We start from the raw sequence: 15,243 nt of genomic DNA on the forward strand, positions 1-15,243 counted from the left end.
TGATCAGATCATGGACACGTGGGCGGTGCAGGGATGGCCAGAAGGCCTATCTTCAGCAACGGCATCGCGCGACATAGCAACTTTGCGTAAAGAAAACGCAGCGGAGCATGTGGCGCTCATTCTGAGGATCATCGCTGAACTGGCCAAACGCGATCCGAAGTTTGTGGGAAAACGCGCTTTGTTGGCCGAGATCGAGGTTTTGCGCGCAGCAGGTGCGGATCAGGACATTCGTGCGCGGCAATTGGTGCCAGAGCTCGCAGCGCTCAGCAATGGAACCTCGGCGCAGGTGTCTCGGGCTTTGGCACGCTACTATGGCGATGGGCTAGGGGTGAAAACCGACCCGGTTTTGGCGGATCAGTATCTGGTGACAGCAGCGCGCTTGGGACATCCTGATGCACTACTGACGCTCGCCAGCCGCCACAGCAAAGGGACCGCGCCAGTTCAGTGGGACATGCCGGCCAAAGACAGTGTCCTGACGGCCTTTAAAACCTTGATCACACCTCTGAATTCTGGCGTCTGCGATCGCAGCAGTCGTATCGCGCGGGCCTATCTCACTGGCGACCTTGTGCAGCAGAATGCTGAATTGGGACAGGCCTGGCTGCGCTTTGCGGCCGATCTCGGAGATGCCAATGCGGCTTGGAAGGTCTATGAATTGCAGCGCCTGGCCGAAGAGGTCCTTCCCGACACGCAGGTGCGCATAAGATACCTTACACAGGCGGCCGAGGCGGGTTTGCCATTCGCGCAAGTGGCTTTAGGGCGAGTTTATGAGCGCGGCGCATTGGTGGCGCAGGATCTGGAGCGCGCGAAAGAGCTTTTTACCCGAGCGGCGGATCAAGGATATCGCGCGGGTTTGGTGCGACTGGCCTTGTTTCTTGAAGATCACAATGAGTCTTTTCCCAATTCCGGTCCGCACTGGCACTCCGCCTTAGAACGCCTAAGCGAAACAGAGGATCCGCCCGCCTGGGTCTTTACCAGATTGGCCAACGCGCGTCTGAAAGCAGAGAAAAGCCCGGATGCTAAAATCATTGGTCTCTATCGAAAAGCTGCGGATCTCGGAGATCGCGAAGCCATGACACGTCTTGCCGAATTGTTGCTGTCAGATCGCTCGATAGCTGACGGGTTTGGGCAAGCGGTGGATTTGCTTGCAGAGGCCGTTGCTGTTCACGGCAGTACGGGCGAGGCCAAAAAGCTGTTTGACGCTTATATGTGTAAATCAGCAGACAGCCCACATGTGGATGAGGCCTTGTATTGGCGCGCGCAATATGAGGCCGCAGATCCGCCTTTGCCTCAAAGCGAGGGTGATTTGATCGCGGCCCTCCAATCGCAAGCGCTTTATCGTCGGCACTCTGCCCTAGAGCTTTGGTTCCCGCATGTGAAAGCCCAAAACGACATCGCATCTGTCGCGTTCTGGGATCTGTATACGCAGGGTTTCGGACAGCTTTTGGAGCAGCAGGCCGCTGTTGAAGCGGATCGTCTTGCCTCGGCGCAATGGCGAGAGGATGCCAAGCGGTTGCTCACCCAAATCCACGACAGGGATGGCACAGCCGCGATGATGGCCTTCTCAAATGCGATAATCATGGAAGGCCCCGCGCTTGAGGCTCGTTTGATCCAGGAAACCTCACAGGGATCTGGCGCTGCTCTGAGAATGCTGGCCTCTGTGCGCGGCGAGGGTGTTCACAAGATCTTGCCGCCGCATTTGAACGACCTTTTGCGAAAAGGCGACTTTGATGCCCTGCTATTGGCGACGCCCAACGCGGATAGGCCGCTTAGGGTTCTGGACCTTGCGATCGGCAAAATGCCCTGTGACTTCAAGTCTGCAATGGCCGTCGCGCGCGTGTCAGGTCGTGTCGGGGCCTTTGAACGACTTGCTCAGTTCCTTGAGATCGCAGAACATCTGCACGGCGACAAACCCTGGGCATTGATGCATCTCGGCGAAGCTCGGCTGAAGTGGTTGGGGATGCAAGAGGCACAGTCCGCCGTACAATTATTTTCTGCGGCCTTTCAAGGTGGAGAGCTGACAGCGGGAAAACGCCTGCTCGCGCTTTTGCAAAACCCCGAGACGCCGCTCTATGACCCTATCGAAGCTGGGATACTCCAGAGCAAAATCGCAGAGCTAACCGAGTCATTGTGATGCGCTTCCTTTGGGTTCTGTTTCTCGGGGTCGCGGATCCCTTGGTTGCATGTCCGGACTTTACGGATGTGCCCAGCACTCTCAGCTATCCAAGCCCCTACGTGGCAGGAGATCCGACGAAGTCTCAGATATCAAAATCGCAACATGCGCAGATGAAAGCTGCGGTGGCACCTATAGATGATGCTCTGCGGGCTTTGGCGCGTGTTGCGGATGATTTGCCAGATCCAGATGCACAGGGGTGTTTGATATCGCACTTGCAGCATTGGGCGCAGCAGGATGGGTTTGCAGAGCTTCAAACACTACAGGCCCGTTTGACAATCGGGGCGCGCCTTGCCGGTTTTGCCATCCTTGCGCGGCGCTTGAAGGCGGCTGGCGCGACGGAGGCTGACTTGAGAGATGCCACGCAATGGCTTTCGCGACGCGCTCGGGCGCAGGTGTCATTCTGGGAGGCCGAAGCCCCACCTTTGGCCCGTAAAGGCAACTTGCGGGCTTGGGCCAGCCTAGCGGTTTGGGTGATCGGAGAGCTACAGGGATCAACGATTTTGATGGAGTGGCCCAGGGCCGGGCAAGCGCAAGTCATTTGCGCTGCCAACGCGGATGGCAGCCTGCCAATCGAGATGCGTCGCGGGCAATTTAGTTTACATTATCAACTGCATGCGGTTGCGCCGCTTGTTGTCTTGGCGGCGTTTCAAAAACAGGCGCAGGTGCCAGTGCCGTGCGAGGCGGCGCTACGGCGCGCGGCGGAATACGCGCTTTCGGACATAGAGAGTGGCGCAAAAACCGCGGCTCGCACCGGCGTTATTCAGAGTTACTTTAATGGAACGGAAACGCTCGCGCAGCATGAACTCGCATGGATCGAGGCATACTTTACACTAGAGGCCTCGGGACCTGCACGAGAGCTTGCGCGTGATTTGCGCCCGCTAGGCAATTCAAAACTCGGAGGAAATCAGACCAAACTCTGGGGTCATTAACCGACCATAAAGAATTTCCTGAGAGTTTTGGGAAAAATAAAAAGAGCAGTTTTAGGAAGTTATTTGTGCAAACGGTTTTAATCATAGATCGGAATCCGTCTTTGGCAGAGGCTCTCGCCGCACAGCTTTCGGTGCCAGGCGAACGTATGTGCATGGGGTCGGCTTCGGACAACCCAATCGCCCGCATTCGTGAGGCAGAGGTCGATCTGGTTATTCTGGACCCCTGCGATCTGGAAGAGGATCTGGAGCAGTTTTGCACAACGCTTCTGAATGGTTCCGGGAAACCTCGGTTGCTGTCCTATAGTTTCACCGTCTCGCGCCCTGCGATCCAAGAGGCTTTGGCCGCAGGGTTTCACGGTTGCATGTCAAAATACTCGACCCTCATCCAGCTAGAGGCAGCGATTGCAGCGGTGCTTGGGGGCGGCGTTTATTTTGACCCAAGGTTCGCGGAACTTTTGTGGCCCGCTCAGAATAAATTGCCCGACGACGTGCTGAGCCTGCGCGAGAAAGAAGTGCTGGTGCGCACAGCCAAGGGGCTTGCGAGCAAGCAAATCGCGATGGATCTGGATATCAGTGCCAAGACGGTCGAAACCTATAAGGCGCGCGCGGTGCAGAAACTGGGGCTGTCTGATCGCTCCAAGGTATTTGACTATGCACTCGAGCAGGGCTGGATCAACTAAACTGCTTCCAATTGGCGCGCAGGCCCTTTGCCTCTTGACCCGCGTCCGCTTTGTGACCACTTACGCTTGCACCAGCAAGCGAGGACTCTATGGCGCGCCAACCCACCCCCTATGCCAGCGACGAAGAGCGCGAGAAATCCAAGCGCATCGGCGCTTTGCGCGAACTTGCGCCATTTCTGGCCCCTTATAAGTGGCTCGTGTTCTTTGCGGGTGTCGCGCTGGTTCTGACAGCCAGCGTGTCGCTGGTGCTGCCAATTGCCGTGCGCCGCGTGGTGGACAATTTCAACACAGCCAATGCGGAACTTTTGAACGGCTATTTCCTTGCCGCTATTGGCGTCGCAGGCTTGCTCGCCGTGGGCACGGCGCTGCGCTATATGCTCGTGACGAAACTCGGCGAAAGCGTTGTGGCCGACATCCGCAAAGCGGTGTTTGATCGCGTGATCGGCATGAGTCCCGCGTTCTATGAGCGCATCATGACCGGCGAAGTCCTGTCTCGGATCACCACTGACACCACACTGATCCTCTCGGTCATCGGCAGCTCGATTTCCGTGGCGTTGCGCAATGTTCTGATTTTCGCAGGCGGTTTGGCCCTGATGCTTTGGACCTCGGCCAAGCTGACAGGCCTCGTTTTGCTGATCGTCCCTCTGGTCATCGTGCCGATTGTGGTATTGGGCCGTCGCCTGCGCGTGATCAGCCGCGAGAACCAGGACAAGATCGCCGAAAGCTCTGGCAACGCCTCTGAGGCTTTGCTGGCTGTCCAAACCGTGCAGGCCTTTACCCATGAGGCGCAGTCTCGCAAGAGCTTCTCGGATGTGACGGACCAGTCCCTTGTGGCAGCCTACAAACGGATTACCACCCGCGCGGTCATGACGATGATCGTGATTTTCCTGATCTTCTCCGGCGTGGTCGGCGTCCTGTGGATTGGCGCCAATGACGTGCGCACAGATGTCATGAGCGCAGGTGCTTTGATCCAATTCGTGATCTATGCGGTGATGGTCGCGGGCTCTGTCGCGGCGTTGTCCGAAATCTGGGGAGAGTTGCAGCGCGCAGCGGGCGCGACCGAGCGTCTGGTTGAACTCTTGCAGGTCGAAGACCGCGTGAAAGATCCCCAAGCGGCCAAAGCCCTGCCCAAACCCGCGCGTGGTCAGATCGACTTTGACGCGGTCAGCTTCAACTACCCCGCGCGGCCCGATATCCCGGCGCTCAAGGACGTGACGCTGTCCATTCAGCCCGGAGAAACCGTGGCCTTTGTCGGCCCCTCAGGCGCGGGCAAGACCACGATCATTCAGATGCTGCAGCGCTTCTATGATCCTCTGGCGGGCGAGATCCGCATTGACGATGTGGCGCTGACCGATATGGAGCGCTCCGATTTCCGCTCGGAAATCGCGCTGGTGCCGCAGGATCCGGTGATCTTTGCAACCACGGCGCGTGAAAACATTCGTTTTGGCCGCCCTGAGGCCACAGACGCCGAAGTTGACGCCGCCGCCAAAGCCGCCGCGGCCTATGACTTTATCTCGGCCTTGCCCGAAGGCTTTGACAGCTATGTCGGCGAGCGCGGTGTGATGTTGTCTGGTGGTCAAAAGCAACGCATTGCTATCGCCCGCGCCATCCTTCGCGACGCACCGATCCTGTTGTTGGACGAAGCCACCTCGGCGCTGGATGCGGAAAGCGAACGTCTGGTGCAGCAGGCCGTCGATGGCCTGTCTAAGGACCGCACGACCCTAATTGTGGCCCACCGTCTGGCGACCGTTAAGAAAGCCGACCGCATCATCGTGATGGAGGCCGGTCAGATCGTCGCGCAAGGCACGCATGCGGAATTGGTCGCCCAAGGCGGGCTTTACGCGAAACTGGCGCGTTTGCAATTTACAGCCGAAGACGCCGCTTAATCGCGAATTTTTGAACTTTCGCACCGCGCGGTTCTTTAGATTTGTTGCGCGGTGCCTAAATCTCTGTAACCCTGTGAAAAGAGGGGCGTCGGACAAACCGACGCAGCGTCTTTTGTCAGATCGGCCAAGGTTGACCCAAAGGTAACCTTGATCCGCAAAAGTCGCATATGGTGAAAGTCCAAGGCGCGCAAACGTCTAAGAATAGGGCGCTAGGGGAGGAATATATGAGTTTCGACAATATTGGTGACATCCAGCAGATCAACGCAACGCCGCTTGCGGATCGCAATCTGCCCACCACCATCCACGAGATGCTGCTGCGGTCCAAAGAGACCCACGGCAGTCGTCGCGCGGTCAGCTATCAGATCACCTCTGGCCCCAAAGACAAGGCCGAGACCATCACCTGGTCCGAGTTCTATGACAAATCCGTACAGGCGGCGAACCTGTTCCGTAGCCTGGGCGTCGGGGAAAACGATGCGGTGGCGTATATTACGCCGAACACCAACGAGACGCTCTATACGCTCTTTGGGGGTATGATCGCGGGTATCGCGAACCCGATTAACCCGCTCCTGGATCCGGAACAGATCGCGGGCATCCTGCGTGAGACCGGCTGTAAGGTCGTTGTCACCATCAAGGCCTTCCCCAAGACCGACGTGCCTCAGAAAGTGGCCGAGGCGATTGCCATGGCGCCAGACGTGCACACGGTTCTGGAAATCGACATGCTGCGCTATCTGACGCCGCCCAAAAGCTGGATCGTGCCGCTGATCCGTCCAAAGAACCCGGTGACCCACAAGGCCAAGGTGCTGGATTTCGTCACCGAGATGAACAAGCACAATAAAACGCTGGATTTCGCGGACAGTACCGGCGACCGCGTTGGCGCTTATTTCCACACCGGTGGTACCACGGGAACGCCTAAGGTGGCGCAACACCAGTATAGCGGCATGATCTACAACGGCTGGATCGGCAATCATTTATTGTTCACCAATGAGGACAACATCATGTGTCCTCTGCCGCTGTTCCACGTTTTTGCTGTTCACGTTATCATGATGGCCGCCATTCAGGCAGGCTCTCATGTGGTCTTCCCAACGCCTGCGGGCTATCGCGGCGACGGGGTATTCGACAATTTCTGGAAGCTGATCGAACGCTGGAAGATCTCTTTTATCATTACTGTTCCCACGGCGGTTGCCGCCCTGATGCAGCGCGAAGTGAATGCGGATATCTCCTCAGTGAAAACCGCCTTCTCAGGCTCGGCCCCAATGCCGATGGAGCTGTTCAAGCGTTTTGAGAGCGTCTCTGATGTGGCCATCGTCGAAGGCTATGGCCTGACCGAAGCAACCACGCTTGTGTCCTGTAACCCTCCGGGTGGTGAGAAGAAAGTCGGCTCTGTCGGCGTGCCGCTGCCCTATGTGGACGTCAAGATTTACAACACTGACGCTGACGGCAAACCGGTGGATGTGCCGACCAATGAGATCGGCGAGATCTGTGTCTCGAGCCCCGGTGTCTATGTGGGCAACACCTATACTGAGGCCGAGAAAAACGCAGATCTATATCATGGCGACTACCTGCGCACGGGCGACTTGGGTCGTATTGATGAGGACGGCTATGTCTGGATCACGGGCCGCGCCAAAGACCTGATCATCCGCGGCGGTCACAACATTGACCCAGCCGAGATCGAAGAGGCTCTTGTGCAGCACCCTGCTGTCGCCGTGACCGGCGCCATTGGTCAGCCTGACGCCTATGCAGGTGAGATCCCCTGCGTCTACGTCGAGCTGGTTGAAGGCGCGTCTGCGAGTGTTGACGAGCTGATGGAGCACTGCAAATCCACCGTCATGGAAAAAGCGGCAATGCCGAAATACGTCGAGATCCTGCCCGAGGTTCCAAAGACTGCGGTCGGCAAGGTCTTTAAGCCTGATCTGCGGAAAATGGCGATCGAGCGCATCTATAATGAAGCGCTTGAGGCGGCGGGCTCTCCGGCGCGCGTGGTGAGCGTCTCTGACGACAAGAAACGCGGTCTTGTGGCGCAAATTCAGCGCAATGACGCGACTGAAGAAGACATGACCCGCATCCTTGGGGCCTTCACACGCCCGTGGGAGTGGGCGGCTTAGCGCCTCGCAAATAATTTGCGACAAGGGCGAAGGTCGGTGCGGCCTTCGCCCTTTTCTTTTGAATTTGTTCGCGCTAACGGTTTTGGATCAGCGAAATCTCACGTGCGTATGTACTTGTTCCAATAGGTGAAACTCATGACCCATATCCTCGCAATCGACCAAGGCACCACCTCTACACGGGCGATCATCTTTGACGCGGATATGAAGATCACTGCGGTGGCGCAGGAAGAGTTTAAACAACATTTTCCGGCCTCTGGCTGGGTGGAGCACGCGCCAGAGGATCTGTGGGACACGACGTTGTCGACCTGCAAAGCTGTGTTGGAAAAGGCTGGGCTGGCCGCAACTGACGTCACTGCGATTGGCATCACCAACCAGCGCGAAACGACGTTGGTCTGGGACCGCGCAACGGGCAAGCCCGTGCACAAAGCGATTGTTTGGCAGGACCGGCGGACGGCCGACACTTGCCGCGCTTTGAAAGAGGCGGGGCATGAAGAGCTGGTGACTGATGTCACCGGGCTATTGCTTGATCCCTATTTCTCGTCCACCAAGATCAAGTGGATTTTGGACCAAGACGACACCCTGCGAGACCGAGCGCGGGCAGGGGAGCTGGCCTTTGGCACCGTGGACACTTGGGTCATCTGGAACCTCACCGGCGGCGCGCGCCATGTGACGGACGCGACCAATGCCGCGCGCACGATGCTCTATGACATCCATAAGGGGAAGTGGAGCAGCCGCATCTGTGATCTGCTTGATATTCCTATGGAAATGCTGCCCGAAGTGCTAGATTGCGCCGCTGATTTCGGCGTGACCGATGCGGGCATTCTGGGCGCAGAGATCCCAATTCTTGGTGTCGCGGGCGATCAGCAGGCCGCCACCATCGGGCAGGCTTGTTTTGAGCCGGGCATGATGAAATCCACCTATGGCACGGGATGTTTTGCGCTGATGAACACCGGCGGCATGTCGGTGAAATCTCACAACCGTTTGTTAACGACAATCGCTTATCAATTGGATGGTAAGACGACCTATGCTCTGGAAGGCGCGATCTTTATCGCGGGCGCTGTGGTGCAATGGCTGCGCGATGGGCTGGGGATCATCGAGAATGCCTCAGAAACGCAGGCTTTGGCGGAACAGGCCGATCCGGCGCAGGATTTGGTGCTTGTGCCTGCTTTTGTAGGTCTCGGCGCGCCATACTGGGCGCCGGATTGCCGCGGTGCGGTCTTTGGGCTGACACGCGGCTCTGGCCCTGCGGAATTCGCACGCGCGGCGTTGGAAAGCGTTGGCTACCAGACCCGTGATCTGATGGAGGCAATGAAAGGCGATATGGGCGAACGCGCGCAATCCGGCGTGTTGCGCGTGGACGGCGGCATGACGGCGAGCGATTGGACGATGCAGTTTCTCTCGGACATCATCGGCGCACCTGTAGACCGCCCAGAGGTGCTCGAGAGCACCGCGACCGGCGCTGCCTGGCTCGCGGGCATGCGGGCAGGGGTCTATCCGTCGATGGAAGATTTCGCGAAGTCCTGGGCGCGGGATCGGCAGTTTGAGCCCGCGATGGACCGTGACACCCGTGATGCGAAATATGCGGGCTGGAAAAAGGCCGTAGATGCGACCTTGTCGGTGTAGTGCTGCGGTGGAGTAAAACCCCACCCTACGACCATTGATCTGTGTCCATCCAGATGGTCACGGGTCCATCGTTCAACAGCGAGACCTTCATATCCGCCCCAAAGCGCCCTTTGGCGATAGGCACGCCTGTTGCGGCCAGTTGATCGGCAAAGAACTCATAGAACTTGTTGCCTTCCTCCGGCCCGCAAGCGGTTGAAAACCCGGGCCGGTTACCGCTTTTAGTGTCCGCTGCGAGGGTGAACTGGCTGACAACCAAAGCCGATCCTCCAATATCCAGAACCGACTTGTTCATTTTGCCCGCCGCATCCTGAAAAATCCGCAGTTTGCTGATTTTTCCGGCCAGCTTCACGGCCTCAGCCTCGCTATCCCCACGCATCGCGCAGATCAGCACCAAGAGGCCTTGGCCAATCTCGCCAACAACGTCACCGTCCACACGAACAGAGGCCTCCGAGACCCGCTGGATCAAAGCTCGCATATAACTACCTTATTGATTTTGAGCTACAAAATAGCCTATTACACCTGCCACGATCAGCCCCAAAACAACCGCAAAGCCGATCTTCCAGGCGGACCAAGGCCGCTCGCCCTGAACCCGTCCAGTGCGGCCGTTCACGACAAAACGATAGGTCTCGCCACGGTATTTATAGGCGGCCATCCAGACCGGCAGCAGGATATGTTTGAAGGTCACATCCGAGATCGTGGTGTCCACGTCATGCACACGTTGGCGATCCCCTCCAATGTCGAATTTCACATCGCGTAGGATGACGCGGTCCATATGGGCGCGGGCTTCGACAAAGCCCTCATCCAGCTCCACCGCATAGGCCTCGGCACGGAAGCCGGCGAGGAATTCCGGTCGATAAGGCTCAAGCGCTGCCAAATCCCAAGGCGCGAGCGCGTCGGTGTATTTCTTGGGCAGGCTTTTGGACGCCAGCACCAGCACATCGTCAAAGAACCGCGCCACGCGGCCCGAGACCGCGCGCCAGCGGACTTTGACCTCGCTGATGGTCTCGGTCTTGCCGTTGCGCGTCACGGTGCGGTTGACGCGATACTCGGTGCCGCGCTCGCCGCGATAGCTGGATTTCGTGTCCGCATCAAAAGTCCAATAGGGCACATAGATGCCGTCCATCTTGCGGCCCTTGCGGGCGTATTCCTGCAAGCCATTGGGCGCAAACCACAATTTGCCTAGCCAGTCTTCCATGGCCTTATGTGCGGAACGCTCGTTCAGGTGGAACGGCAGCACGCCACGGGGTTTGATGTGGCGGTGCATGCCGGTGTCGGTGACCACGGGCGTGGCGCAGAACGGGCATTCTTTGGAATGGGTGATCGAGTCAAATTCCACCTGTGCTGCGCAGTTCGGGCATTTGGAGACCCGCGTTTCTTCGATCTCTTGCGCGGGCAGCTGGTTTTCAATCGCGCGGCGGAAATCCAGTTCCTTGATCGAGCCTTTCCAGGGGCCGACCTCGTCGATCTGGCTTTCGTTGCCGCAATGGTCACAGACCAGTTTCGAGGCGGCCGGATCAAACCGAAAATCCGCCCCGCAATTGTCGCAAGGAAAACGGTGCTGGCTGCTCGGCTCGGCGGGAACAGTTGGCGGTGGAGGAGGGGCGTCCTGCATTTATGCGCCCGGCGGAGGTGGTGGTGGCATGATGGTGAAGAGCTGCGCCAGCTCGGCCACGTCTTCGGCCTTTTTCCAGCCATCCTGACCAGCCGTCCAGACATAGGTCTCGCGGGTCAGCCCGCCTTCTTCGGCCATGCGTCCCAGACGCGCTTTGGAGAACGGCCCGGAAGTCTGTCCATTTTCCGCAATGTGCCACACATGCTCCACGGGCGGAGGCGGCGGGGCCGGTGCCGCCGTTGCAGGCGCCGTCGCCTGACCCGCCGCGCCCCAGGGTCCGGAATTCGTGGCACCGGTCGCCATCGCGCCCATCTGCATGCCAAGCGCTGCGCCCATGCCGGCTTCCATAGCACCACCAGCCATGCCGCCTTGGCCCAGGGCTTCGGCGGCTTTCCATTTCATGTGGTCATTGAGGTTGCCCGCGATGCCGCGCGAGGTGCGGTCATCGAGAGCCGCTTCAACAGCAGGCGGTAAGCTTATGTTTTCAATATAAAGTTCAGGAATGGATAGCCCATATTGCGCGACCACAGGATCAATCGCCTCTGCAACGACCTTGCCGAATTCCCCGGTATTCGCGGCCATATCCAGCACCGGAATACCAGAGCCCGCGATAACCTTAGAAAACTCCTGCACGATGATATTACGGATCTGAAAAGAGATCTCATCCATGGTGAATTCACCATCGGTCCCAACGATCTCGGTCAGGAAACGCGCCGGGTCGGTCACACGGATCGAATAGGTGCCGTAAGACCGCAGACGCACCGGCCCAAACTCTGGATCCCGCGCCATGATCGGGTTTTTCGTGCCCCATTTCAGGTCATTAAAGCGCGTCGTGTTGACGAAATAGATCTCGGATTTGAATGGGCTTTTGAAGCCGTGATCCCAATGCTGCAACGTCGTCATGATTGGCATGTTGTTGGTCTCAAGCATGTAGAGACCGGGCGTAAACACATCCGCCAGCTGACCCTCATGAACAAAGACCGCGGCCTGGCCTTCGCGGACCGTCAGCTTGGCGCCATATTTGATCTCATGGCCCTCGCGTTCAAACCGCCAGACCATCGTGTCGCGCGTGTCATCGACCCAATGGATGACGTCGATAAACTCTCCGGACAGAAAATCAAAAATACCCATGGGATCTCCTTTAGGTTTCGGCACCGTCGCCCATTCTTTCGCGGGCGAGGGTTTGAACAGTTGGGCGGGCCTCGGCTGCGCTCATACCGATGCGCAACCGAGGGTCATATAGCATAGCCAGGAGCGCTTCGTCATGGCTGGTGAGCAGGGCGAATTCGTCGTCATCGTTGAAAATGGACGGCCGCGCGAAGGGGCTGTCGTTTACGATGCCGAGGCCTTGCGCGATTTCCTCGTGGTAGCAGGCGCGGCGCAGCAAATCAGGGTGCTCTGCGCGCACAACGGCAACGGCGGAAAGGATGCGCGGGGCGGGGCCTTCGGCGTGGCTGACGACCACCAGACAATGGGTGGCGCGCGGTGGCGAGATGATCTGGGCCAGCGCCGAAGCACTCAGGCTGGGCAGCAGGGCGCGGACGCGCGCCGTCATGGCGCTTTTGTCGTCTTCGCCAATCACGAGAATATGGAAATTCGGGCGCAGGCGGCCTGCAGAAATCGGATGGCCCGTGATACGGGACAGGCGGCCTGCGTATTCGCGGATCATCGCTGTGTCCTGCGCGCGGACCTCGTCAGAGACGCTCGGGCCATATTCGACGTTGATGCGCACAGGCTGATCCCAGCGGCTCAGCAGCCGTTCCTGACCCGTGCCACGCTGGACGCGTGTTCCGATGGTGTGTTCGTCGTAAAACGTCACTTTCTCGAAGTTTCGGGCAAGCATGGCCGACGTGTAGGGCGTGTCCGGCCCGCCACCATCGACCCGCAATAGGCCGCGTACCAAGAGGTCACTTTCCACACGCTGGTAGTAGCGTGCCATGTCGGCGCTCTTGAGGCTTTGCTTCGGGCCCTGAGGTGCAGACGCGGATTGTGGCACCGGCTGGGCAACCGGAACGAGCTGACAGGCCGCGAGGCCTGTCATGAGGGCAAAAGCCGTTATGCGTTTGAAAACACGCACCAATTAGCCAGCAGAGGTCCCGACCGTATCGCCCAGGCCAGTCTTTTTGGCCTTGGCCGCCGCGAGCGTCTCGCGCAGTTCGGATTCCATCTTTTTCAGCTCTTCTTCGGCTTCGGCACGTTTGGCTTTGCCTTCGTCCGCGATCTGCAGGCTTTCCTCAATCGTGCCGATCAGGTCCGCATTCGCCTGTTTCACCGCCTCGATGTCAAAGACGCCACGCTCCATTTCCTCGCGGATCATCTTGTTGCTCTCGCGCAGGTTCGCGGCGTTGGCAGTCAGAAGCTCGTTGGTCAGATCATTCGCATCACGCACCGCAGCGGCTGCTTCGGCAGAACGCTGAATGGTCACCGCCTGCGCCAGTTGGGTTTCCCAAAGCGGCACGGTGTTGACCAAAGTCGAGTTGATCTTGGTGACCAAGGATTTGTCGTTTTCCTGCACCAGACGGATCGAGGGCAGGGATTGCATCGTCACCTGACGGGTCAGTTTCAGATCGTGCACCCGGCGTTCCAGATCATCGCGCGCGGCGCGCAGGTCGCGCAATTCCTGCGCCACCATGACCTTGTCTTTTTCCTCAGCGGCCTCGACCGCGGCCTCTTTTGCTGGAATATCATTGGCATCCAGATCCGCGATCTTGGCTTCGCCCGCCGCAATATAGAGCGCCAGCTCGTCATAGAAGTTGAGCGTCTTTTCATAGAGCAGATCGAGGGACTTAATGTCCTTCATCAGCGTGTGCTCGTGATCCAAGAGGTTGTCGGTGATCCGGTCGATCTGGCCCTGCACCTCTTCAAATCGGGCGGTGAATTTCGCAAATGGCGCGGCGCGGCCCAACAGTTTCTCCCAGAAACTGGTCTTGCGGCGCGTGTCGAGTTCGCTGACAGAGAACCCTCGGATCGTCGTCACGATATCGCGTAGGCTGTCGCCCGCAGGACCAACGTCCTTGTTGCGCACGCCGTCCAGCATGGATTGGCTGATGGTTTGCAACTCCGCTTGCGCAGCAGAGCCGAAAGAGACGATGGAATTCGTGTCGCTCATATCAAGTTCCGCGATACGCTTTGTGATCTCTGCAGAGGTCGCTTTATCGGCCTGTTCCAACGGCACAATCTCGGTCGACCCTACGGGTTCCGGCAGGATTACAGCGTTGATGGCTTCGACTTCGGCCAGCGCGGCCTCGGCTTTTTGACGAACAGTGTCAGACATTAAAATTCCCTCGTTTACAGTGTGTTACGCATCGTCGCGGATGTCTTCGCGTTGCAACCTTTCGCGCAACACATCGATTTCGACCGTTAGGTCAGAATGGTCATTCAATAGGAGCTTCTGAGTGCGGGAGGCGAAGTTTTGCTCCAGATCATCCAGCAGCGCCTCATAGTCCGAACGCGCCTGAGCGTCTCTGTTCCGCGCGTAGATATCGGAAAACTTCGCGGTCGCGTCACGCGCGCCTTTCAAATAGACCGACAGATATTTGCGCGCCGAACTCAGATCGAGTGGGTCATCTTCGATGGTGCGAAAGAGATCCCGCGCTGTGGTGCCAAACTGCGCAACTCTGCGTTCCAAGGCACGATCTCCGGCGCGCAGAATGGACTCTTTCATAGCCTCAAGGTGCTTTTCCGCCTCGTCCACAGCCCGCGCGACACGGTCTGTCTGGAAAGTGTCGATGCCATCCATCCCTTTGTCGCGCATAGGATCAATGCCAAAGGCAAAGCTGTGCAAAACCGCGCCCAGAACCGCAAAGATCACCGCATCGATCAGACCATGGCCGGCAATGCCAACCAGACCAAGTCCCACGCCCGTCAGAACAGATCCCGCCAGCTTGCGTGGCATAGCCGGACGCCGTGCGACTTTGCGCGCCTCATAGGCCTCTTCAGCAATCAGACCTTCGCGGGTCAGCCAGCCAGCCAAGAGCAGCACACCAAGGGCTGCCAGATATTGCGCCATGACAATTGGCTCAGAGGTGAAGGCCTTCCAGATCAAGGGCAGAGGCGCGAGGAACAGAAGGTTGACGCGAAATCCGACCTTGCTGCGTTTTGCGTTTTGAAAGCCGCCCTTGGGTGTCGACGCCGCCGCAGTGTCGCTCGCACTGTCAGGGCTGAATTTACCACCATATCGCTGAGCCATCACGCACCTCCTGTGAAAGAGACGTAAAGGATCAATATGACAAGCAGCA

General features: G+C 58.2%; 12 protein-coding genes. 6 read left to right on the top strand and 6 right to left on the bottom strand.

From position 1 onward, the window contains the following. Positions 1-10: 10 nt before the first annotated feature. The 6 genes from WG622_RS00330 (at position 11) to glpK (ending at position 9,393) form a co-directional block, all read left to right on the top strand. Positions 11-2,131, top strand: coding sequence for a tetratricopeptide repeat protein (locus WG622_RS00330; protein WP_339401763.1), 2,121 nt, complete (start codon positions 11-13; stop codon positions 2,129-2,131). Beyond that, on the top strand, positions 2,131-3,102 hold the full coding sequence (locus WG622_RS00335) for an alginate lyase family protein (RefSeq protein WP_339401764.1): 972 nt from the start codon (positions 2,131-2,133) through the stop codon (positions 3,100-3,102). Before WG622_RS00330 ends, WG622_RS00335 begins: the two co-directional genes overlap by 1 nt. Before the next feature lie 65 nt (positions 3,103-3,167). After that, on the top strand, positions 3,168-3,782 hold the full coding sequence (locus tag WG622_RS00340; RefSeq protein ID WP_339401765.1) for a LuxR C-terminal-related transcriptional regulator: 615 nt from the start codon (positions 3,168-3,170) through the stop codon (positions 3,780-3,782). A gap of 89 nt (positions 3,783-3,871) precedes the next feature. Beyond that, positions 3,872-5,668 carry an ABC transporter transmembrane domain-containing protein gene (locus WG622_RS00345; RefSeq protein ID WP_339401766.1) on the top strand — a complete coding sequence of 599 codons (1,797 nt, stop codon included), beginning with the start codon at positions 3,872-3,874 and terminating at the stop codon, positions 5,666-5,668. A 224-nt stretch (positions 5,669-5,892) separates the two neighbouring features. Continuing rightward, positions 5,893-7,770: an acyl-CoA synthetase gene (locus WG622_RS00350; RefSeq protein WP_339401767.1), complete on the top strand. Its 1,878-nt coding sequence runs from the start codon at positions 5,893-5,895 to the stop codon at positions 7,768-7,770. A gap of 135 nt (positions 7,771-7,905) precedes the next feature. Then, positions 7,906-9,393 carry a glycerol kinase GlpK gene (gene glpK, locus WG622_RS00355; RefSeq protein ID WP_339401768.1) on the top strand — a complete coding sequence of 496 codons (1,488 nt, stop codon included), beginning with the start codon at positions 7,906-7,908 and terminating at the stop codon, positions 9,391-9,393. Between the two features lie 25 nt (positions 9,394-9,418). Here the strand turns inward: glpK and dtd are convergent, their stop codons facing one another. The 6 genes from dtd to WG622_RS00385 form a co-directional block, all read right to left on the bottom strand. Continuing rightward, the gene (dtd, locus tag WG622_RS00360; protein ID WP_339401769.1) at positions 9,419-9,868 is read right to left on the bottom strand and encodes a D-aminoacyl-tRNA deacylase; all 450 of its coding nucleotides are present in this window, start codon (positions 9,866-9,868) and stop codon (positions 9,419-9,421) included. Positions 9,869-9,877: 9 nt separating this feature from the next. Then, complete coding sequence (locus WG622_RS00365) at positions 9,878-11,005, bottom strand: TFIIB-type zinc ribbon-containing protein (protein WP_339401771.1); 1,128 nt, start codon at positions 11,003-11,005, stop codon at positions 9,878-9,880. Beyond that, a complete protein-coding gene (locus WG622_RS00370) occupies positions 11,006-12,136 on the bottom strand; it encodes an SPFH domain-containing protein (RefSeq protein WP_339401772.1) in 1,131 nt (376 codons plus the stop codon). A gap of 10 nt (positions 12,137-12,146) precedes the next feature. Further along, positions 12,147-12,944: a DUF2927 domain-containing protein gene (locus WG622_RS00375; RefSeq protein WP_339401773.1), complete on the bottom strand. Its 798-nt coding sequence runs from the start codon at positions 12,942-12,944 to the stop codon at positions 12,147-12,149. A 141-nt stretch (positions 12,945-13,085) separates the two neighbouring features. Further along, positions 13,086-14,279 carry a toxic anion resistance protein gene (locus WG622_RS00380; protein WP_339401774.1) on the bottom strand — a complete coding sequence of 398 codons (1,194 nt, stop codon included), beginning with the start codon at positions 14,277-14,279 and terminating at the stop codon, positions 13,086-13,088. A 24-nt stretch (positions 14,280-14,303) separates the two neighbouring features. Further along, on the bottom strand, positions 14,304-15,194 hold the full coding sequence (locus tag WG622_RS00385) for a 5-bromo-4-chloroindolyl phosphate hydrolysis family protein (protein WP_339401775.1): 891 nt from the start codon (positions 15,192-15,194) through the stop codon (positions 14,304-14,306). Between the last annotated feature and the right edge of the window lie 49 nt (positions 15,195-15,243).

The sequence above is a fragment of the Cognatishimia coralii genome, from assembly GCF_037478305.1.
GTDB lineage: Bacteria > Pseudomonadota > Alphaproteobacteria > Rhodobacterales > Rhodobacteraceae > Cognatishimia > Cognatishimia coralii.